The 19,470-nt window shown below is 45.6% G+C and carries 18 protein-coding genes; 6 read left to right on the top strand and 12 right to left on the bottom strand.

What is annotated here, in order from left to right; translation table 11 throughout:
• The first annotated feature begins 142 nt into the window (after positions 1-142).
• The 3 genes from JGK14_RS29370 to JGK14_RS29360 all read left to right on the top strand — a co-directional run bounded on the left by JGK14_RS29370 (position 143) and on the right by JGK14_RS29360 (position 2,148).
• Positions 143-856 carry a pentapeptide repeat-containing protein gene (locus tag JGK14_RS29370; RefSeq protein ID WP_325315811.1) on the top strand — a complete coding sequence of 238 codons (714 nt, stop codon included), beginning with the start codon at positions 143-145 and terminating at the stop codon, positions 854-856.
• A 211-nt stretch (positions 857-1,067) separates the two neighbouring features.
• On the top strand, positions 1,068-1,190 hold the full coding sequence (locus JGK14_RS29365; RefSeq protein WP_293175499.1) for a hypothetical protein: 123 nt from the start codon (positions 1,068-1,070) through the stop codon (positions 1,188-1,190).
• Between the two features lie 190 nt (positions 1,191-1,380).
• The gene (locus JGK14_RS29360) at positions 1,381-2,148 is read left to right on the top strand and encodes a pentapeptide repeat-containing protein (protein ID WP_325315810.1); all 768 of its coding nucleotides are present in this window, start codon (positions 1,381-1,383) and stop codon (positions 2,146-2,148) included.
• 33 nt (positions 2,149-2,181) lie between these two features.
• Here the strand turns inward: JGK14_RS29360 and JGK14_RS29355 are convergent, their stop codons facing one another.
• The 9 genes from JGK14_RS29355 to speB all read right to left on the bottom strand — a co-directional run bounded on the left by JGK14_RS29355 (position 2,182) and on the right by speB (position 13,684).
• A complete protein-coding gene (locus JGK14_RS29355) occupies positions 2,182-5,184 on the bottom strand; it encodes a GAF domain-containing protein (RefSeq protein WP_293207529.1) in 3,003 nt (1,000 codons plus the stop codon).
• Positions 5,185-5,529: 345 nt separating this feature from the next.
• Positions 5,530-6,000, bottom strand: coding sequence for an NADAR family protein (locus JGK14_RS29350; protein WP_293175505.1), 471 nt, complete (start codon positions 5,998-6,000; stop codon positions 5,530-5,532).
• 778 nt (positions 6,001-6,778) lie between these two features.
• The gene (gene frr / locus JGK14_RS29345) at positions 6,779-7,327 is read right to left on the bottom strand and encodes a ribosome recycling factor (RefSeq protein WP_293121796.1); all 549 of its coding nucleotides are present in this window, start codon (positions 7,325-7,327) and stop codon (positions 6,779-6,781) included.
• Complete coding sequence (gene pyrH, locus JGK14_RS29340; protein WP_293207541.1) at positions 7,314-8,042, bottom strand: UMP kinase; 729 nt, start codon at positions 8,040-8,042, stop codon at positions 7,314-7,316. Before pyrH ends, frr begins: the two co-directional genes overlap by 14 nt.
• 129 nt (positions 8,043-8,171) lie before the next feature.
• Positions 8,172-8,570: a peptide-methionine (R)-S-oxide reductase MsrB gene (gene msrB, locus JGK14_RS29335; RefSeq protein ID WP_293198222.1), complete on the bottom strand. Its 399-nt coding sequence runs from the start codon at positions 8,568-8,570 to the stop codon at positions 8,172-8,174.
• A gap of 300 nt (positions 8,571-8,870) precedes the next feature.
• Complete coding sequence (gene modB, locus JGK14_RS29330) at positions 8,871-10,865, bottom strand: molybdate ABC transporter permease subunit (RefSeq protein WP_293225176.1); 1,995 nt, start codon at positions 10,863-10,865, stop codon at positions 8,871-8,873.
• A 166-nt stretch (positions 10,866-11,031) separates the two neighbouring features.
• Positions 11,032-11,820: a molybdate ABC transporter substrate-binding protein gene (modA, locus tag JGK14_RS29325; protein ID WP_325315809.1), complete on the bottom strand. Its 789-nt coding sequence runs from the start codon at positions 11,818-11,820 to the stop codon at positions 11,032-11,034.
• A gap of 243 nt (positions 11,821-12,063) precedes the next feature.
• Positions 12,064-12,621, bottom strand: coding sequence for a thioredoxin family protein (locus JGK14_RS29320; protein ID WP_293175514.1), 558 nt, complete (start codon positions 12,619-12,621; stop codon positions 12,064-12,066).
• Positions 12,622-12,754: 133 nt separating this feature from the next.
• Positions 12,755-13,684: an agmatinase gene (speB, locus tag JGK14_RS29315; protein ID WP_293175516.1), complete on the bottom strand. Its 930-nt coding sequence runs from the start codon at positions 13,682-13,684 to the stop codon at positions 12,755-12,757.
• A 229-nt stretch (positions 13,685-13,913) separates the two neighbouring features.
• Between speB and JGK14_RS29310 the strand changes: the two genes are divergently transcribed.
• Entirely contained in the window at positions 13,914-14,813 is a 900-nt protein-coding gene (locus JGK14_RS29310) for an alpha/beta fold hydrolase (protein WP_293207531.1), read from the top strand.
• A 97-nt stretch (positions 14,814-14,910) separates the two neighbouring features.
• Here JGK14_RS29310 and JGK14_RS29305 read toward each other — a convergent pair whose 3' ends face one another.
• A complete protein-coding gene (locus JGK14_RS29305; RefSeq protein WP_325315808.1) occupies positions 14,911-15,267 on the bottom strand; it encodes a hypothetical protein in 357 nt (118 codons plus the stop codon).
• A 181-nt stretch (positions 15,268-15,448) separates the two neighbouring features.
• Here JGK14_RS29305 and JGK14_RS29300 point away from each other — a divergent pair, with 181 nt between their 5' ends.
• Complete coding sequence (locus JGK14_RS29300; RefSeq protein WP_325315812.1) at positions 15,449-15,682, top strand: ATP-binding protein; 234 nt, start codon at positions 15,449-15,451, stop codon at positions 15,680-15,682.
• A gap of 88 nt (positions 15,683-15,770) precedes the next feature.
• Here the strand turns inward: JGK14_RS29300 and JGK14_RS29295 are convergent, their stop codons facing one another.
• Positions 15,771-15,908: a hypothetical protein gene (locus tag JGK14_RS29295; RefSeq protein ID WP_293175524.1), complete on the bottom strand. Its 138-nt coding sequence runs from the start codon at positions 15,906-15,908 to the stop codon at positions 15,771-15,773.
• A gap of 93 nt (positions 15,909-16,001) precedes the next feature.
• On the opposite strand from JGK14_RS29295, the gene JGK14_RS29290 reads away from it, so the two are divergent.
• Entirely contained in the window at positions 16,002-18,695 is a 2,694-nt protein-coding gene (locus JGK14_RS29290) for a protein kinase domain-containing protein (RefSeq protein WP_325315807.1), read from the top strand.
• Between the two features lie 82 nt (positions 18,696-18,777).
• On the opposite strand, the gene JGK14_RS29285 is transcribed toward JGK14_RS29290, so the two are convergent.
• Positions 18,778-19,419 (bottom strand): ceramidase domain-containing protein, encoded by a 642-nt coding sequence (locus JGK14_RS29285; RefSeq protein ID WP_293219538.1) that lies wholly within the window; start codon positions 19,417-19,419, stop codon positions 18,778-18,780.
• Positions 19,420-19,470 lie beyond the last annotated feature (51 nt).

The following is a 19,470-nucleotide window of genomic DNA, read 5'->3' as shown; positions in this document are numbered from 1 at the left end:
CTTATTAGGTGTCAGACTAGGAGCCGGATGCAGTGAAAGCTGCACGTCCGCGTTCTGAAGGAGAGGTGTCCTGTGGTAACACAGGCATCGACTCTAATTAACTGAGAGGGGCGGGGAATAATATCCCCCCTCGACTCAACCAATGGCAGAAGATCCGGTGCAAGCAGCTTGCGGAGAGTATTGTTCATTTAAAAGGTGTAGAGAAGCCAAAATGAACGTTGACGAATTGCTCAAGCTATACGGAATAGGAGAAAGAAATTTTAGTGGGGTCTACCTGCACGAAGTCTACCTCTACGAAGCAGAATTGATTGGAGTCAATCTGTCTGAAGCCGACATGATTGGCTCCAATCTCAGCAAAGCCAAACTCAGCAGAGTCAACTTTGGCAAAGCCAATTTGTGCCAGATCAATTTGAGCAGAGCCGACTTAGCTGGAGCCGACTTCACCGAAGCACTTTTAGCTGAAGCTAACCTGTATCGAGCTGAGTTGATGGGAGCAAATCTTAGCAAAGCAGACTTAAGTGGAGCTTCCCTGATCCAAGCAAGTTTAATCGGAGCCAACATATCTCGGGCAACACTCTCTCGTACAGACTTGCACGGAGTAAACCTTTACGGAGTAAACTTGCGAAGGGCCGTTCTCACAGAAGCAGATTTAATTGGAGCCAACTTAACTAAAGTAGACCTCAGCGGAGCCGACTTAATGGGAGCGAGCCTAATTAGGGCAGATTTGACTGAAGCAATTTTAAGTGCCTCAGACTTAAGCGGGGCAAACCTGTTGGGAGCAAACCTGACAAAAGTTAACCTGAGCGGAGTATATCTTAAGGGTGCGACGATGCCTGACGGTACGATTCACGATTGATTAATTTACGTCTTAAATGTTATGGTTGGCGAGAAGCAATACTAAGGGTAACATTTTTTTTGTTACCCTAATTTATTGATAGCAAAACGTTTATTTGAAACTCTGGTGAGACCTTCAACAGTTGACAGTTGACAGTTGACAGTTGACAGTTGACAGTTGACAGTTGACAGTTTGAGAGCGACCTCTACCTAGAAGGAAGAGGATTGGAGTAATGAATAGTCTGATTTTCATTTCTCCCTCAAAGGGTTGGGGCTTTCAACCAATTCTTTCTGGTGAATTTCAATGTATCAGTCCTGGACGGATTAAGGGCAAAGAAACCGGGTTTTTCACCTAATCTGTGGACTACAACGAAAGATTTTCCTAAAAAACCCGGTTTCTGACCACTCGTGCGTCAGCCCTATGTATGATGTCTGGGATAGATAGCTGAGAATCTGGCAATATTTAGCAATGTCTGCGATCTAGATTTTCAATTGCTGCGATAAAAGCTATTTTAGATTTATTAATTGGGATTTTGGATGCTTAAGATGAAACTCAGAATCATGGCTGCTGCAACGCTGCTGAGCGCGATCGCCCCTCTAGCCCCTGCACAGGCCGAGAACATTCAACACACGCAACAATTACTAGCCACCCGACAGTGCCCAAACTGCGACCTCAGCAGCGCTGGTCTGGTTTTAGCCAACTTAACAGGAGCAAATCTCAAAGGCGCTGACTTGAGATTGGCTAACCTCAGCCGAGCCAACCTCACTGGGGCAGATCTCAGCGGGGCAAACCTCAGCGGCACCAGTTTGTTTGGCGTCAACCTGACGGGAGCAAACCTGACGGGGGCAAACCTCAGCGGTGCTGACTTGAGAAGCGCCTATCTCAGCAACGCCAATTTAACTGACGCCAATTTAACTAACGCCCAACTGCTGGGTGCTAGAGGAATGCCAACTAATATTGGTACCGCAGAAGACTTCTACCGATTGGGAGTGCTGGAAGCTCAAGCGGGAAACTACAGAAACGCCATTGACTATTACAATCAAGCCCTGAATCTGAAATCGGATATAGCTGCGGTTTATTTTGCGCGCAGTATGTCTCGCGCTGACTTGGGAGACTTCGCCGGCGCGGCTCAAGACGCTGCAAGAGCAAACCAACTCTTTACCACTCAAGGAAATCCCCAAGGTCAGGAATTGTCAAAGCAGCTAGCAGAAGCAATTGTGGCCCGCCAAAAGCCAACGGAGCCGCGCACTGGGGGCGGCAGCTTTATGAGTATTCTGGAGTCGCTCACTTCTCTTCTGCTGAATTTTCTATAGTTGTTAGTAAGTTAACTGTTAACTGTTAACTTACTAATTCAGAGGAATCTCGATCCAGAACTCTGTACCCTGACCGGGTACAGAAACACACTTGAGTACCCCTTGGTGTTTCTCAACTACAATTTGATAACTGATAGACAGTCCTAAACCCGTCCCCCGACCGACGGGTTTAGTAGTAAAAAAGGGATTAAAAATGTGAGAAATTAACTCTTTGGGGATGCCGTGACCGTTGTCTGCAATGCAAATTCCTACTGTTTTTTCATCAATTAATTCGGTGCGAATCCGAATGCAAGGGGATGGTGAATCAGGTATCAAACACTCGGTATTGACCTTTATATCTACTGTCCCGACATCCAGTTGTTGCGAACTCAAATATGTCACGGCTGTACTTGCCCCTAGGGAGTTAACATTCACAACTCGATCTATTTGTCCCATTTCTATGGCGTCAATGGCATTGCCGATCAGATTCATAAATACCTGATTGAGCGAGCTGGCATAGCATTCAATTAAGGGCAAATTGCCGTATTCTTTAATGATTTCTACGGTGGCGCGATCCGACTGGGCTTTGATCCGGTGCTGCAAAATCAACAGGGTACTGTCGATGCCTTCGTGAATGTCAACGCCTTTCTTTTGAGCTTGATCGAGCCGGGAAAAATTGCGTAAAGATACAACTAACTGGCGGATGCGCTCAACTCCTACTTTCATAGAACCCAAAATTTTTGGCAAATCTGTGGCAAGAAATTCGATGTCGATTGCTTCGGCACACTCGCTAATTTCTGGGTTGGGATTGGGATAGTGCTGGCGGTAGAGATCCACCAAGCAGAGCAAATCTTTGCTGTATTCGCTGGCGTGGGAGAGATTGCCGTAGATAAAGTTAACGGGGTTATTGATTTCGTGGGCGACGCCGGCCACCAGTTGTCCGAGACTGGACATTTTCTCGGTTTGAATCAGTTGGGCTTGGGTATTGTTCAGTTCAGTGACGGTTTTAGCTAGTTGTTCGGCTTTTGTTCGATCGGCTGCTGCTGCATTCAGACTTTCTTGATAAAGTTCTGCTTGATGAATGGCGATCGCAGCTTGAGAGGCCAAATTTTGCAGTAACTCTTGTTCTGCGGTTGGCCAAACCCTCGGCCCAGAACACTCGTGGGCAATCAGCAACCCCCAACATTCGGCATCTTTGCCGATCATCGGCACAATTAAACTTGCCCTCACCTGCAAGTTTTCCAAAAATTCGCGGTGACAGGGCGTTAAATCCTCAGTATAAATATCATTAATTGCTCGCATCCGTCCCGATCGATAAAAGCAGTCTGAGTCTTCGGGAAAGCATTCATGTGGAGATTTGATACCTAAAATTGACTGCCAGTGGCCGCGAACAGCTTCAACAACTACCTCGCCGTGTTCGCAGGCACCAAATTGGAAAATTACCGTGCGATCGGTATTTAACAAAACTCTCACTTCCCGCACAATAGTTTGCAGTATGGTCTTTAAATCCAAGGTGCTGCGAATTTGGTCTCTGACTCGCGTCAATACTTGGGCAAACTCTAAGGATTTTTGCAATTGGGCGGTACGCTCTTGAACTTGGCGCTCTAAGTTGGCATTCAGGGCTTGCACTTCTTTATGAAGAAGGTACTGCCCAATTGCCGAACAAAATTGGCTGCCGATCGTTAAAGCTTGCTCGATCTCCTCCCATTTCCACTCGGGCGACTGACCTTTTTTGATTTCTCGCCAGACTTCAAAGGATTGTCTGGGAAGGATTTGTGCAACACTGCTGTCAAAGCGCCCCGCCCACATTTTTTCGGTATCAATTTCATTGCGAAAAACGGTCAAACAGCCAACTACTTGTTGTTGGTAGTGGAGGGGAATTACCAGCAAACCCCGAATTTGAGTTCCTTGGAAAGCTGGAACTAACACTCTAAATAGAGATTCTTTGTATAAGTCTGTAATTATCCAAGCCCAGAATTGGGAATTGGGAATTGGGAATTTGGGAAAATCGGGGGTATTTTTCAATCCTGTGGTTAGCCATTGTTGCCAGAGGGGATGAGCTTCGATCGCGCTGACTGTTTCCCAATGGGGAAGTGTCGGTTGAGTCCCTGTGACGAACAGTTCAAAGGTAGCATCGATCGCAGTAGGGGCAATGGGAAATCTTCGATCGATCTGGGGAACCGGTAACTGTTCGCTGTTGATTTTCCGGGGGTTGAGATAGAGTCGGCCGCCACTCCCCCCCAAAGCAGTGACAGTGGCTTCTAAAGCCTGTTGTAGTTGAATGTCGATCTGACCGTACAACAGGGCTGCGACGCGACTGACGGTGGCTTCCCGAGATGCTTGAGAGCGGGTTTTTTGGAGCAGGAGCGAGTGGCCGATGGCGATCGACAATTGATCTGCTACGAGCTGAACTACTTCTAAATCTGTGGATGAAATATTGCGGGGGGAGGAGTGGTGAGCCACTAACAGTCCCCACAGTTCGATGTGAGTTTGGCGATCGCTTCCAGGCTCGCATCTACTTACGCAGGCGGGGGCCTCGCAGATCTCTGTTTTGTTCTGTTGCGACACACTCCTGTGGTGCAAAATTGGCACGACTAAGGAAGATTGGACTCCCATTGCCATCAAGTAAGCTTTGTGGCAAGGATCGAGCGAGCGATAGTGGATTTCTTCATTTACTAAAGGTTGACCGGTATCCGCAGCATCAACGGGACTGAGGGCGATCGTCTCGGAGTTAACATCTACTATTGTCCGCTGGCGCATACGGACATACATCTCCCGCGCGCTGGGAGGAATGTCGTCTACTGGAAAATGGAGACCTTTCAAGGAAGGGAGATATATATTATTAATTGATTCGGCAACAACTTCTCCGCAGCCGTCGGCACTAAACCTGTAGATCATAATGCGATCTGTTTTCAGAAAAGACCGCACTTCTGCTACTGTACTGGTTAAAATATCTTCTAATTCTAGAGATTGGCGGATGCGTTCTGTGATTCGCCTTACCAAAACTTCTTTGTCTAGTTTATGATGTAATTCTTGCGTATTTTCTGTGATTTGCATAAATCTCCTTTGGCAATTATGGAATGATAATAAGAAGTTTTGATCTACATTCGCGATCGAACTCAACTTTACGAGCCTGAGTTTTTGACTAAACCGAGCTTTACTATTAATCCGTGGCGTACTGCTTAGTGACGACCGTGTATCCCCTGTGGCACCCTGAAGAACAAAAATCGGCGATCGCCTGTGGTGTATTCCTTGCCTTCTACAGACAGGGCGACTTAACCAAATGATAATTATTATTTTAATCCTCTTATCAATTTCTTGCAATCTTGAATTCTCAGTCTCAGAATTATTTATTTTTAGGATAAGTTGACATTAGTTTGTATAACTTCATATAATGATAGATTAATGTGAGTTTTGATCTGGCCCCGGGCGCTGACTAATTTCGCTTCGCACGCTCATCAGAATTTTACCCAAATGATTTTGGCCCGTTCCCTCGCAGCCGCACCCCCAGTAGTAATCTGTTGGCGAATCCTCCACAATCACTCGATCCCCTGTGGCGAGGAGAATAGCTTGAATGTCTGAATGAGTGAGAAACTTAGTTAAAACTGCCTCGCGCATAATGGGAATTTTTACCGCTTCCCAATCAGGGCGCATTTGGTGGTTTGGATCGCGGCCTAATTTGGCTGCTTCCTGAGGAGTTGGTACGGATTGAATTGCGGCCACTAATCTTTCATCAGCGCTACCGACAAATTTTTGGGCTTGATAGTAATGTTCCACAGTCAACCAATCTTGACCGTACAAGCAAATGTCGTGTAGTGAAAAATTGGAAAAGCAGCCGTAAGGATCCTCTACTTTATAAAAATAAATTATCATAATGATATTAGATATTAGATATTAGATATTAAATTTTACATTTTCAATTTTACAGTATTGACGAAGGGAGCATCTAATTTTGATAAAAAGCATTTTTTATACCATTGATCGAAGAGTGTGCAACACTCTTCGACCCCCCCTAGCCCCCCCATGAATCAGGGGGGGAACAATAATACTGTTATTTCGTTGAAAATTGGTATTATTTGAGTGTTGTCCCGCTCGCACTCAAATAAAAAGCTGAGATACTCGCTTGACGAATTGCACTTGTGCATTTAAATTGTATATTTCGATCGTCATCAAAAATCGTTAATTCGTTTCTTTATATCGCCTTCTATGCCTCTCAATCGCCAGAGAAATCGATCTGGCGCAGCAGCTTCTCTGATGATGTGCGGTGCGCGCCCTAGGAGTACAAGTCAAAGAACTCAGTTGTTATTGTCTGACGCGGTTGCAAGTGGGGATTTCATGAAAAAATTATGATTCCGATGCTGAGGCAACGGAAACGATGTAATTTCTATTGTAATTAACGATCGAGAATTGGGAATGAGGAATCGATCGCCAGAAATTGGGATTTAAGAATACATATAGCCTTTCGATCCCCCATATGAGGTACTCATGGGCATAGGGCTCCGTGGGCATAGGGCTCCGTGGGCATAGGGCTCCGTGGGCATAGGCCAAACCGGGCATAGGGCATACCTCACTTTTTTGAGAAAGGCTATACTTTATTTTCCTTTTTCCGGCTAAGATTGCTGCACTTTCCCCATGCCCAATTTCTCAGACTCTAAACTGTCGTGATGTCTTTCTCTTTCGATGCCAGAACATCTTCTATTTTGGCAATGTACTTGTCCGTCAGTTTTTGAATTTTATCTTGCAAGTCTCGCGATTCATCTTTAGAGATATCGCTGCTTTTTTCTTGCTTGCGAATCGAGTCAACGGCATCGCGACGGATATTGCGAATTGCGATTTTACCTTCTTCGGCAAACTTCGCGGCCATTTTGACAAATTCTTGGCGTCTTTCGCTTGTAAGCGGTGGAATGTTCAAGCGAATAACTGAACCGTCGTTGTTAGGTACGAGGCCTACATCGGACAGGGAAATTGCTTTTTCGATTGAGGTAAGCGCTGTGCGATCGAACGGTTGAATGTTGATCGTTGTCGCATCCGGGGTTCCGATATTGGCAAGGGATTTGATCGGAGTTGGAGCTCCGTAATAATCTACCATGACTCGATCGAGGAGGGAGGCGTTGGCGCGTCCCGTCCTGATAGTATTAAAAGACCGTTGAGTAGCCTCAACTGCCTTTTGCATATGATCTTCTGCTTCAGCTAACTTCACAAAATCCTCCGACAAGAGTTCCAATAGATTCTCCCATTACGGCTCGGTAGATGTTGCCCGATACCGAGAGGTCAAATACCATAATAGGAATATTATTTTCTTTGCACAGGGCGATCGCGGTACTGTCCATCACCCGCAAGTCTTGGTTCAAGACGTGGGCGTAGGTGAGGGTTTGATACCTGCGCGCGTCTGGGTTGAGGTGGGGGTCAGAATCGTACACCCCATCTACCTTCGTCGCTTTAAAAATCACCTCTGCATCAATTTCAGCCGCCCGCAAAGCGGCTGTAGTATCAGTAGTAAAGAAAGGATTACCAGAACCGGCACCAAAAATCACTACCCGTTTTTTTTCCAAGTGACGAATGGCGCGCCGCCGAATGTAGGGTTCAGCTACTTCTTGCATGGCGATCGCCGATTGTACCCTTGTTGGCACTCCTGCTTGTTCCAGTGCATCCTGCAAAGTGATAGCATTCATTACCGTAGCAATCATGCCCACGTAGTCGGCTGTTGCCCGATCCATCCCTGCGGAAGCAGCTTTCACGCCACGAAAAATATTGCCGCCGCCGACAACGATCGCGATTTGAATCCCTTCGGAAACGACTTTCGCCACTTCCTGGGCGATCGACCCAACGACTACCGGATCGATACCGTAGCCCAAGCTACCCATCAGCGCTTCACCGCTGAGCTTCAGCAAAACCCGCTGATAAACCATCCCCATGCCGCCACTATTTTTTACTCTTTTGTCTCCACCATAAGATAGCAGCACGGGTGCATTTTGAACATCAATTGGCTGGAACAGGCTTTTGAGCTTGTTCCAGCACACCTGGGTGAGAACTCTCGACTAAATTTATTCCTTGGGAACGAAATCAAGAGCAGCAGAATTCATGCAGTAACGCTGACCGGTTGGCCTGGGCCCATCGTTGAATACGTGGCCGAGATGAGCGTCACAAACAGCACACAGTACCTCAGTACGGCGCATGAACAAGGCATTATCCGCCTCATTCCTGACATTTTCTTCTTTAATGGGAGCGTAGAAACTCGGCCAACCGGTACCGGAATCGTATTTTGTTTCTGATTCAAATAGCTCAGTGCCGCAGCAAATACACTTATAAATTCCCGGCTTTTTGTTGTCGTGATATTCGCCGCTAAAAGCTCTTTCTGTTCCCTTTTTTCTGGTGACTTTGAACTGTTCTGGCGTTAGTTGCTGTTGCCATTCGGCATCGGTTTTCTTAACTTTGTCTGTCATGATTTAATGTTGTTGACTGTTGACTGTTGACTGTTGACTGTTGACTGTATATATAGCAACGAGTAAGGTAGTTAGGACGTTATTAATTGCTAAAACCATTGATTTTATTGCATCTTCACATCTATCTTCTTCCTTCGGCTATAGCTAGTTAACTCATACCAATTTAATGGGTCGTTGCATAGAATCCGATCCCCCTAAATCCCCCTTAAGAAGGGGGACTTTGAGAAGAATCTTGTCCCCCCCTTATTAAGGGGGGTTAGGGGGGATCTGATTCGGGAGCCACCTCATAAAAAATTGGTATCATGCCTCCATTAATATTAACCTAATTGGCTCCAAATGAACATACCAGGGAAAAGGATTGTCTTTAATCGCCCGCCACTTTTCCTTGAAAACTTCAGCTTGCAAGTGATAATCTTGGGAATCGTGGGGAGGCGAGTGCAACTTGAGATATAATGTCACCCGGTGGGGAGTTTCCACGGTTGAGGCGATCCAACAAGCAAATGTATTTTCGCGATCGCGCGCGGCGCTAACAAAACTGATTTGATGAGCCCGAATTCCTACAGAAACTAGAGATTTGGGAATTGGTTCGGCGACAGTCAGATCGCAGCGCCAGTCGATCGCCTCCACGACAGTTTCGGAGATCGGTTTAGCAGCACAGAAGTTCTTACAGCCAGTCAACTGGGCGACGGTGAAGTTGCGCGGGCGATCGAAAATGTTCTGTTTGGTATCAAAGGCGATCGCACTTCCATCAGCCAAAACCAACAGATTCTCGCACACCCGATAAACCTCCTCTAAATTGTGGCTGACAAACAAAGTAATGCCTCGATAATTAGCCAAAGCCTGCATTAACTCCCGTTCCAGTTGACTCCGCAAGTGCGTGTCCAAAGCCGAAAACGGTTCGTCTAACAGCAGCAAATCTGGCGAACTCGCGATCGCCCTCGCCAAAGCCACCCGCTGCTGCTGGCCACCCGAAAGTTCCTGCGGATAGCGATTTTCAAGTCCCGACATTTGCACCGAAATTAATTGTTCTTTGACTCGAAGTTGTTGCTCGCTTGTAGATAAATGCTGCAAGCCAAAGGCAATATTTTCAGCCACAGTCAAGTGCGGAAACAAAGCATAGTTTTGAAACAAAAAACCGATACGGCGGTCTTTAGAAGGCACATTAATGCCCTCTACTGAGTCAAATAAAACCTTACCATTGACTGCAATTTTACCGCTAGTTGGAGTTTCCAAACCGGCGATGCAGCGCAGAGTCATGCTCTTGCCAGAACCCGACGCGCCCAAAATTCCCAGCACTTCCTGCCCGATATCGAAACCGACATTTAAGGCAAAGCCAGAAAGAGGTTTAAAGATGTTTAGAAAAAGTCCACTTTGCGATTGTTTTGTTGGGTATTTTGGGGTAAGATTTGGTGCATTTTTGGGAATATGAGATTGCCGTTTATATGGCAATCCTAAATAAGTTGTGGGATGGGCATCTTGCCCGTCCCATTTATATCCCAATCCTAAATGAGTTGTGGGATGGGCATCTTGCCCGTCCAGAATTGTGGGATGGGCATCTTGCCCGTCCCGAGGATAAGCCTGAACCAGTTTTGTGGCTGACTTAGGATTAGTATAGTGGGGATTTGGTTGGGGAGATTTTTTTTGTAAATCAGTCCAAAAATTAACAGCAGTGAGCATCGTCAAAGCAAGACTGAGCACAATCAAAACCCAAATAGCAGCTTGCCTCATATCCCCAGCTTCCACAGCAAAATAAATTGCCATCGGGATAGTTTGAGTTTGTCCGGGAATATTCCCAGCTAACATCAAAGTCGCGCCAAATTCACCCAAAGCGCGGGCAAATGCGAGAATAGTTCCTGCTAAAATTCCCGGCCAGGCTAGAGGTAGCATAATCCGCCAAAAAACTGTCCATTCGGAGGCGCCTAAAGTGCGGGCTGCGTTGAGAAGATTGGCATCAATTTGCTCAAAAGATCCCAAAGCAGTTTTGTACATCAGGGGAAATGATACGACTGTGGCTGTAATGACGGCGGCTTGCCAAGTGAAGAGGATTGTTAAGTCGAATTTTAGCAACAATTGACCGATCGCGCCATTTCTCCCAAACAGCAGCAGCAACAAGAATCCGACTACTGTGGGCGGCAAAACTAAGGGAGAGATGAAAATGCCTTCAATTAAGGCTTTACCTCGGATGCGAGTTGAAAGCATCCAGCGGGCGGCGGCGATTCCGAGAAAGAATGTAAGAAATGTGGCGATGGCGGATGCTTTTAGGGATATCCACAATGGAGATAAGTCGAATTCCATATTTGGGATTAATAAAACCGGGCGGTTGAAACCGCGTCTATACAGACAAAACCCACCTCCGTGGGTTGAAGAACAGGAGATTAAAATTATGTTATTTTATTCAGTCCGCGGAGGCGGACTTCGTTTGTGTAGACGCGGTTTCAACCGCCGTCTTAATCTTAGCTAATTAACGAGCTAAACCGAATCCATATTTCTGAAATACTATTTTAGCGCGATCGCCCGCCAAGAACTCAACAAACGTTTTTGCGGCAGCGGGATGGCGGCTGTTTCTGATAACTGCTAGGGGATAGACAATGGGCGAGTGCAAATTTGCGGCGGCCGTTAGCTGTACAGTTACTTTGTCGGATGTTTTGGCGTCAGTGGCGTAGACTATGCCAGCATCAACGTTTCCGCTTTCGACAAATGTCAGCACTTGGCGGACGTTATTTCCTAGCACTAATTTTGGCTTAATTTGCTGCCACAATCCTAGTTTAGTTAGCATTTCTTGGGCGTATTGTCCGACGGGGACGCTGTTGGGTTCGCCGATCGCAATTTTCTTGATTTTAACATCTGTCAACTGTTTAAAATCGGTCAAAACAGCGCTATTTTTGGGTGCAATCAATACCAGGCGATTTGTCAGGAGGTTTCGTCGTGTCTGGTTGAGGAGCAAATTAGCTTGCTGCAAAGCATCCATTTGTTTGGTAGCGGCGCTAAAAAATACATCTACTGGGGCTCCTTGCTGAATTTGCTGGGCTAGGGCGCCGGAAGCACCAAAATTATAGGTAATATTAACATTGGGATTGCTGCTTTGATATACTGTTTTGATTTCTGTTAAGGCTGTCGAAAGACTGATTGCAGCGGATATGGTTAAAGATGTGCGCTGCTGCGTTGTGGCTGGAGTGCAACTAATCAGTAGTGCGATCGCCACCATTCCTGCGATAATTAAATTGAGAATATGTGTATTTTTTGAGTTCATGGGAAATAGAAGACCCGGCGGTTGAAGACCCGGCGGTTGAAGACCCGGCGGTTGAAACCGCGTCGATACATACAAAACCCGCCTCCGCGGGTTGAAGAGCAAGCGGTTAAAATATGTTATCTTCTTCAGTCCGCGGAGGCGGACATTGTTTGTGTAGACGCGGTTTCAACCGCCGTCTATGTTTGTGTAGGAGCGGTTTCAACCGCCGTCTATGTTTGACTTTCTGGCGGTTTCAACCGCCGTCTATTCCCGCCATTTGAGGGCACAACCGATCGCCTCTGTACTCGAAGGTTCTATCGGTTGGTCATTCAGCAATTGGTCGATCGCACTTCGCAAATAAGAAAATTGCACCGCTTCTGAATTGTCGGCATTGTCGTCTATTAAACCTTTATAGCGCAATCTGCCGTCTTGGTCTAACAAAAAAACCTCCGGCGTATGAGAAGCCCCAAAACTTTCAGCCACATCTTGAGCCATATCTCGGATGTACGGGAAGTTGAGTTGATTGTTGGCTGCAAAAATTTTCATATTTTCAAAATTTTCGTCGGGATGCTGGTTGGCATCATTAGCATTAATCCCGATTAAAGTAACGTCTCTATCTTGAAAATCTGCTTGCAGTTGTTTGAGGCGATTGAGATACAACTGGACGCAGGGAGACTGATTGCACAAAAATATCACCGCTATCGCTCGAAATTTTTCTAAATATCGAGATAAATGGTGAACGTCTTCGTCAACTCCCGGAAGTTCAAAATCGGGAGCGTAGCCGTTAATGGGAGTACCTGTTGTTTCGCTGATTAAACTCATTTTTTCAGGATGTGAGGAGCAGTATTTTCTAAGATGAAAGATGAAAGGATCGGTGCGAATCTAATAGGTTATTTTTGGACTTTACCTTAATTATAGCCTGACTAACAGCCTATTTGAATTCGGACTTGGCGATTTATTCCTCGTCTTGCTTTAGCCAACCTTTCGCCAGAGCTTGATATCCAATCATTTTGTATGTTAGTTTGGCGGCGGTAAATTCTGAGACTACAGAATCTACAACAGGTGCTAGTTCCATGATGTCACAGCCGATGACTTCGTAGGACTCGAATAACCGGCGTAAAAATCCGGTGAGCGAATACCAATTTAACCCACCTGGTTCCGGCGTGCCAACTCCTGGTATTAATGTCGGATCGATGCCGTCTAGGTCGATCGTCAAAAATACTCGTTTGGTTGTTATGCTAGCAATTGCGCGATCGGCCCAATCCGGTTGATTAGCTATTTCCCGAGCTCGAAACACGTTTAGCTGTTTGGCTTTAATCAAGTCGGCTTCTTCTTTGCAGATAGCGCGAATCCCGATTTGCAGTGTCGGTAAGCCCATATCGACAACCCGCCGCATCACGCAGGCGTGGTTGTGAATCGAGCCTTCGTATTCGTGCCGCAAGTCGCCGTGGGCGTCTATTTGCACGACTGTGAAGGGTTCGTCGGGGTATCCTTGGCGGTAGCCTTCGACAACGCCGGCGGTGATGCTGTGTTCGCCTCCGAGGGAGATGACAAACTTATTTTCGGTAATTAGCTGGTGCACGGTTTGTTGCGTGACTTGCAGCATTTCTAGGGATGATACTGGTTGCTGGTTGCGGGTATCGGCGATCGGCAATGCGGTATAAATACCAACATCGTAGCAAACTTCGCGATCGAGTTCTTCGTCGTAGCATTCGAGCTGGTGAGAAGCTTCTAGCAGTTTAGCCGGCCCGTTTTCGCACCCCCGCCGATAGGTGGTTGTTGCTTCGTAGGGAATTGGTAAAATAACTACTTTGGCTGTGTCGTAGTCGGGTACAATTTCGGAACCGAGAAAGGGTACGACAGAAGTTGAGATGATCGTTGGCATAGGGGAAGTTTGAATAAGGCAAAAAATGCAGCATCTTTAATCCTGACATAATAGCGGCTCTAACTACAAAGGAAGGAGAAAGAGGATTTAACCGCAGAGGGCGCAGAGGGCGCAGAGGGAGGAGGGAAGGAAGGTTTGCGTATATTTCCGTGGTTGCCTCGAATTGCGATACGGTTGGTAGTAAGGACTTTAGTCCTTTGCACCCTTAAATTTTCACTTTTTTACCTATATGACTTCTTCTACGTTAACTGCTGCCCGGCCTCAAACCTGGATGTGGAAAGGCTTTCCGATTTGCTATCAGGCTGCGGGTTCCCAGGGCCCTGCGGTGGTGTTTGTCCATGGTTTCGGCGCGTCTTGGGGCCACTGGCGCAAGAATTTACCGGCGTTGGCTGCTGATTGTCGTTGTTTTGCGATCGATCTTATCGGTTTTGGCGGTTCTGCGAAACCCGCACCCAAGCTGGAGATTGATTATACTTTTGAGACTTGGGGACAGTTGATTGCTGATTTTTGTCGGGAAGTTGCGGGCGGGCCTGCTTTTTTGGTGGGAAATTCGATCGGCTGCGTAGCAATTATGCAAGCCGCTGTCGATTTTCCAGATATCGCCATTGGTGTAATTTTACTCAATTGTTCCCTGCGCTTGTTGCACGATCGCAAACGCGCCGAAATGCCTTGGTATCGCAGTTTTGGAGCGCCAATAGCACAAAAGATTTTAAATGTCAAATGGATTAGTCAATTATTTTTCAAACAATTAGCAACGCCGAATACAGTCAAAAAAGTGCTTTTGCAAGCCTATCACCGTCCCGAAGCTGTCAGCGACGAACTTGTAGAAATCTTGTTGAAACCAGCGCGAGACAACGGCGCAGTGGATGTATTTGTAGCATTTATCAGCTATTCTCAAGGCCCCTTACCGGAGGATTTGTTACCGCGTTTGAACTGTCCTGCTTTGATTATATGGGGCGCAAAAGACCCTTGGGAGCCGATCGCCCTCGGGCGAGAATTAGCCAAGTTTCCGGCTGTAGAAAAGTTTATTCCGCTGGAGGGCGTAGGCCATTGTCCCCAGGATGAAGCCCCGGAATTAGTGAATCCGATTTTACTCGAATGGATTAAACAATTGACAGTTGACAGTTGATAGTTGACAGTTGAAGTTTCTACTCGTTACCAGGCTGGAGCCTGGTAATGCTGATGGGGATAGCAATAGTATTGCTAAAATTTCATCTATTAATATTTTAGTCAACCTCAATACCGCAACATCTTAACAATGAGTCCCAAAATAAGGGTTTTAGCTCATGTTCTTGAAACGCTTGAGGCGAAATGTAGTTAAGATTGGTTAAATAATATACAAACGAGTCAGAATTTTTATCATCATCTTCTCGCTCAATGTGATAACGTATGGTGCAACATTTTAGCGTATTAGGAAGATAGTTTTTTTTAGGATCGATCAAATAATACTTACCATCTTCTTCCCATGTACAGTGCATTGCTTTTAGGCGTATTAAATATTTAGTGATTTGCTTTTTAGTACCCACCAACGGAAAACTTGCTAAAGGGACTGTCATAAGCGTATCGCGAGTAAGCCCTGGCATTTTTAATGATTTTTTGAAACGAGCGGGCGAGACTTAAAGATTGAAAAAATAGTCATCCCTATAGCCATCAAGGGTTTGAGATACTAGATTAGATCTAAAACTGTCCTTCGTATTGCTCCTTTGACTTTATCAAATTTTGCAATTGCAATTTTAACATACAGGCAATCAGGAAAAAAGAGTCATTGTGAAAATTGTCAATAGTTCTCAGGATATTTCTTTGAGCGAGGGCGATCGTATTTTTGAGCGCTTCCATCGCGGCTACTTCACTCAGATCCAAAAAATAGCAGGATCGGGATTGAGACTAAGCCTAGCATGGGAAATCGCAAGGGCCCACGGTGGCGATATTCAACTAGATACTGCTATCCTCGGTCAAACAGCGTTTATACTGAGCTTACCTGTGGGCGATCGCTATTAACCGAACTTGAAAAATTTTAACAAGACTTATCTTGAAATACATCTCCGTTTACCTGCGTTTATCTGCGGTTTCGGGAGCGATAGAAGATTTATACAATAAGTCTAAGGGTTAAGGATATTGTCCCTTCTCGCTCGTGCGATCGAGCCTGTTTTGCAGCCTCTGGTACGAGCATTCCATCCAGTTGACGAGCTAAACATCTCTCCAGTAGTTTACCCAGTGCTGTCATTGTACCAGATCTGCCTGATAAAGGCTATACTCGATTTCTTACCAATTACTTGCATTTTTATTAATTTCTCAGTTATCAATAAAACTTTTCGGTATGGACAACTTGAGCATCGACACTAAAACCCGCACCGTCAAGCTAGCTTCCGAGTGCATAGACCTAAACAAAGAAGAGTATATCGTGCTGCTGCTGTTGAGCAAACACTACGGCAAATATGTCGCACCGACAGCGATTTTTAATGTGTTGTACAAGCGTCCCCCAACAGGTGACGAAGAGAAAATAATAGTCGATCGCATTTTTGAACTCAAGAGAAAGTTAAAAGACAACGGCGACACATCCATGCTAATTCATACCGAACCAAACGGGAGTGGCAAATATGGAATTCTCGCAGTAGAAAGTCCCGTGCAAATCAACGGCGAGATTTTGCAGCCGCCGGAACCCAACCCAGAATCAGAACAACTTTTAAACAATCGGTACCGGGTAATTGAGAAGTTGGGAGAAGGAGGTTTTGGCTTAACATTGTTGGCCGAAGACACGCAAATGCCTTCGCACCGGTGTTGCGTCATTAAGCAGCTTAAGCCGCAGACAAATAATCCTGATATCGATCAAAGTGTTCGAGAGCGTTTCTCTCAAGAAGCTGCTGTTTTGGAAAAGTTGGGCGAAGGGCATTCTCAAATCCCCAAACTTTACGGGCACTTTGAGGAAAACGGTTTATTTTTCTTGGCGCTGGAATGGATAGACGGGGAAACGCTTAACAACCGAGTCAAAGTTGTTGGAAGAATGAACGAGGAGGAAGTTAAAAAAATCCTGACAAGTCTGCTAATAGTTTTGGATTATATACACGAAAAACAGATTATCCACCGAGATATTAAACCCCAAAATATTATATTACGCAAGTCTGACGACGAACCAGTTTTGATAGATTTCGGCGTAGTTAAGGAAACAATTAATCAAGGGATGACTGCTGGGTTAAATGATGTAACAATCTCCATTGGAACGCCCCAATTTATGGCTCCGGAACAAGCCGCTGGGAGACCCGAATATTCGAGCGATTTATACAGTTTGGGATTGACGGCAATTTATTTACTAACTGGAAAGTGGCCCCAGGATTTAGAAACTGACCCCCAAACTCGGGAGATGCTTTGGCAGAATCATTCATCAAAGGTGAGTGTGAGATTTGCCGCAGTTCTGGATAAAGCGATTAGATTTCACCCCCGAAGTCGGTTCGCTAATGCTAAGGAAATGTTAGCAGCTTTGGAGGAGCCAACAGTGGCTACTTTGGCGAGCAGTCACGAGCAAGATAACTCTCAAAAAAGCAGTAACAAAAGCTGGCTTATTTATGTATTTTTGATATTTTTAATTGCTTTAGGTGCGGGTGCTTTTGTCTTCAAAAAAGAGTTGATAAGTATCCTCAAAGATGCTGTACACTTAGCTGAGAGAAGTCTGAATCCTAGCGATTCTCAATTGCCCTCTTTGCCTGGGGTGACACCGGAAAATGCCGAAACTTCCTCGCCTGTAGATGCCAGCAGTTACATCAGTGCGGGCGATCGCATTTTGTTCGCTAGCACGGCAAATCCTGACAAGCAAGCAGGAGTTCGCGCGATCGCCAGCGGTGACTTCAAAACGGCGGTAAGTCAGCTAGAAGCGGCTGTAAAAGTCGATCGCACAGACGCGGAAACTTTAATTTATCTCAATAACGCTCGACTCGGTACTGCACAAGCTTTGAAAATTGCCGCAGTAGTTCCGATTGGCGACAATCTCAGCGGGGCGGCGGAAATATTGCGCGGGATAGCTCAAGCTCAAGACGAAGCAATTAAGGCGGGAGTGCCTTTAAAGGTAGTAATTGCTGATGACGGTAATGATGAAAATCGGGCGAAGGCTATTGCACAGAGTCTGATTGCAGATAGCAGTATTTTAGCGGTTGTCGGTCACGGCACCAGCAAAACTTCGATCGCAGTTGCTCCAATTTACAGTCAAAATCAAATGGTGGCGATCGCACCTACGAGCACGAGCATTCAATTAGCAACGGTTCCGAGGCGCCCTGACGGCGTGAACTATTTCTTTCGGACGATACCGAGCGACCAATTTACAGGTACGGCTTTAGCTCGCTATATGTTAACTGGCATGAAAAAAAGCACGGCTGCGGTTTTTTACAATTCCAAAAGTTCTTATAGCAAGTCTCTGCAAACAGCTTTTTCTACTACTTTGATTCTGGAAGGCGGTCAAGTTGTTAAAGAAGTAGATTTATCTGAGCCAAATTCGGCGACGCACATCGATGGGATGGAAGCAGATGTGTTGGTTTTGCTACCAGATTCAGATACTGTAAATTCATTCCTGGAAATCGCTAAAAATAATCAAAAAGGTTTGCCAATAATTGGCGGTGATGCTCTATACAATACGGATTTATTGAAACAGGGTGGAGCAGCTTTGAACGGGGCTATAATTTCTGTACCTTGGCATTTTGCTGATAGTAAAAATCAAAAATTTGTAGAATTAGCTAGAAATTTGTGGGGAATTGATGTTAGCTGGCGGACGGCGATGAGTTACGATGCGGTGCAGGTGTTGCGGATGGGAAGGTCGATCGGGAAAATTGCTCCGAATAGCGGTCAAGCGGGGCGAGTGATGCTGGCTAAAGCCTTAGCTGCTGAGGATTTTAAAGTTAGCGGTGCGACGGGGGAAATTAGATTTTTGTCGAGTGGCGATCGCAATAGCAAAGTAGCTCTTTTGCAAATTGTACCCGATTCTAAATCCGGTACGGGCTACGATTTTGCGCCAGTCGATCGATTTTAGATTTTAGCTTACTCCCGGCATTTAGAGCGGATGTTGCTAGAAGAGGTGCTTAGGGATGTGGAGGGGTAGAGGCGATCGCTCCCTACTCCATCATAGACCTGTTTAGGATTAATGCTCTTGCCGATAAGTACAGCAAAATACCATTACAAAGATGCCAAAGAAAATGAGTGCCCGTTGAAAAGTAAGGACAAATTGCGCGATCGACAGTTCGGAATAAAAGGGCTAACAAGAATACCCCCGATGCTGCTAATAGAACAAATGGCTCACGCTTTTGCTGTTGGTAGTGATATAGTCCAAGCCCTAGTAATACTAAAAAAGTAGGAGCATAAGAAAGAGAACCGTTGAGTACATTTGTAAATTGATTGCTGAAGTTGCTTGCAAATAAAAATCCTACTAGCAATCCTCCTGCATATCCATATTTCATTCTAACTACTTGACGGCTATATAACCATAAAAAAACAAGCTGAAAGAGCACAATAGGAATCATATCTAGCAATCCTGCCCATTCTGTCGCAAATGTATGAAATAGGGTACTTCCAATACCTATACTGGTGGCTAAACTAATCAATATCCAAATACCAGTCGGTACTTTTTGCTGTTGCCGAGTCAATTGAAAAATAGCCCATGCTGCAATGAGGAAAGAAATATTAGATACAGCATTTAGTGGTTCACTCCATAAACCAGGAATAATACGTTCGCAGTAAAGATCGATGTAATCATTCATGTCATGTCACTGTTTTGAGAGTATAATAGACCTGTTCCATAATTCTTGTGG

It is taken from the genome of Microcoleus sp. PH2017_28_MFU_U_A (genome assembly GCF_020738035.1).
GTDB lineage: Bacteria > Cyanobacteriota > Cyanobacteriia > Cyanobacteriales > Microcoleaceae > Microcoleus.
Note: the sequence above shows the minus strand (reverse complement) of the source record. Positions and strands in the feature narration are given on the sequence as shown.

Excerpts from the sequence above, each read along its gene's own strand:
- pyrH (WP_293207541.1), bottom strand. The coding sequence starts at position 8,042 with ATGGGGATGGTTTATCAGCGGGTTTTGCTGAAGCTCAGCGGTGAAGCG.
- JGK14_RS29310 (WP_293207531.1), top strand. The coding sequence starts at position 13,914 with ATGACTTCTTCTACGTTAACTGCTGCCCGGCCTCAAACCTGGATGTGG.
- JGK14_RS29290 (WP_325315807.1), top strand. The coding sequence starts at position 16,002 with ATGGACAACTTGAGCATCGACACTAAAACCCGCACCGTCAAGCTAGCT.
- JGK14_RS29305 (WP_325315808.1), bottom strand. The coding sequence starts at position 15,267 with ATGCCAGGGCTTACTCGCGATACGCTTATGACAGTCCCTTTAGCAAGT.
- modB (WP_293225176.1), bottom strand. The coding sequence starts at position 10,865 with ATGGAATTCGACTTATCTCCATTGTGGATATCCCTAAAAGCATCCGCC.
- speB (WP_293175516.1), bottom strand. The coding sequence starts at position 13,684 with ATGCCAACGATCATCTCAACTTCTGTCGTACCCTTTCTCGGTTCCGAA.
- JGK14_RS29355 (WP_293207529.1), bottom strand. The coding sequence starts at position 5,184 with ATGCAAATCACAGAAAATACGCAAGAATTACATCATAAACTAGACAAA.
- msrB (WP_293198222.1), bottom strand. The coding sequence starts at position 8,570 with ATGACAGACAAAGTTAAGAAAACCGATGCCGAATGGCAACAGCAACTA.
- modA (WP_325315809.1), bottom strand. The coding sequence starts at position 11,820 with ATGAACTCAAAAAATACACATATTCTCAATTTAATTATCGCAGGAATG.
- JGK14_RS29350 (WP_293175505.1), bottom strand. The coding sequence starts at position 6,000 with ATGATAATTTATTTTTATAAAGTAGAGGATCCTTACGGCTGCTTTTCC.
- JGK14_RS29295 (WP_293175524.1), bottom strand. The coding sequence starts at position 15,908 with ATGACAGCACTGGGTAAACTACTGGAGAGATGTTTAGCTCGTCAACTG.
- JGK14_RS29360 (WP_325315810.1), top strand. The coding sequence starts at position 1,381 with ATGAAACTCAGAATCATGGCTGCTGCAACGCTGCTGAGCGCGATCGCC.
- JGK14_RS29285 (WP_293219538.1), bottom strand. The coding sequence starts at position 19,419 with ATGAATGATTACATCGATCTTTACTGCGAACGTATTATTCCTGGTTTA.
- JGK14_RS29370 (WP_325315811.1), top strand. The coding sequence starts at position 143 with ATGGCAGAAGATCCGGTGCAAGCAGCTTGCGGAGAGTATTGTTCATTT.
- JGK14_RS29320 (WP_293175514.1), bottom strand. The coding sequence starts at position 12,621 with ATGAGTTTAATCAGCGAAACAACAGGTACTCCCATTAACGGCTACGCT.
- JGK14_RS29365 (WP_293175499.1), top strand. The coding sequence starts at position 1,068 with ATGAATAGTCTGATTTTCATTTCTCCCTCAAAGGGTTGGGGCTTTCAA.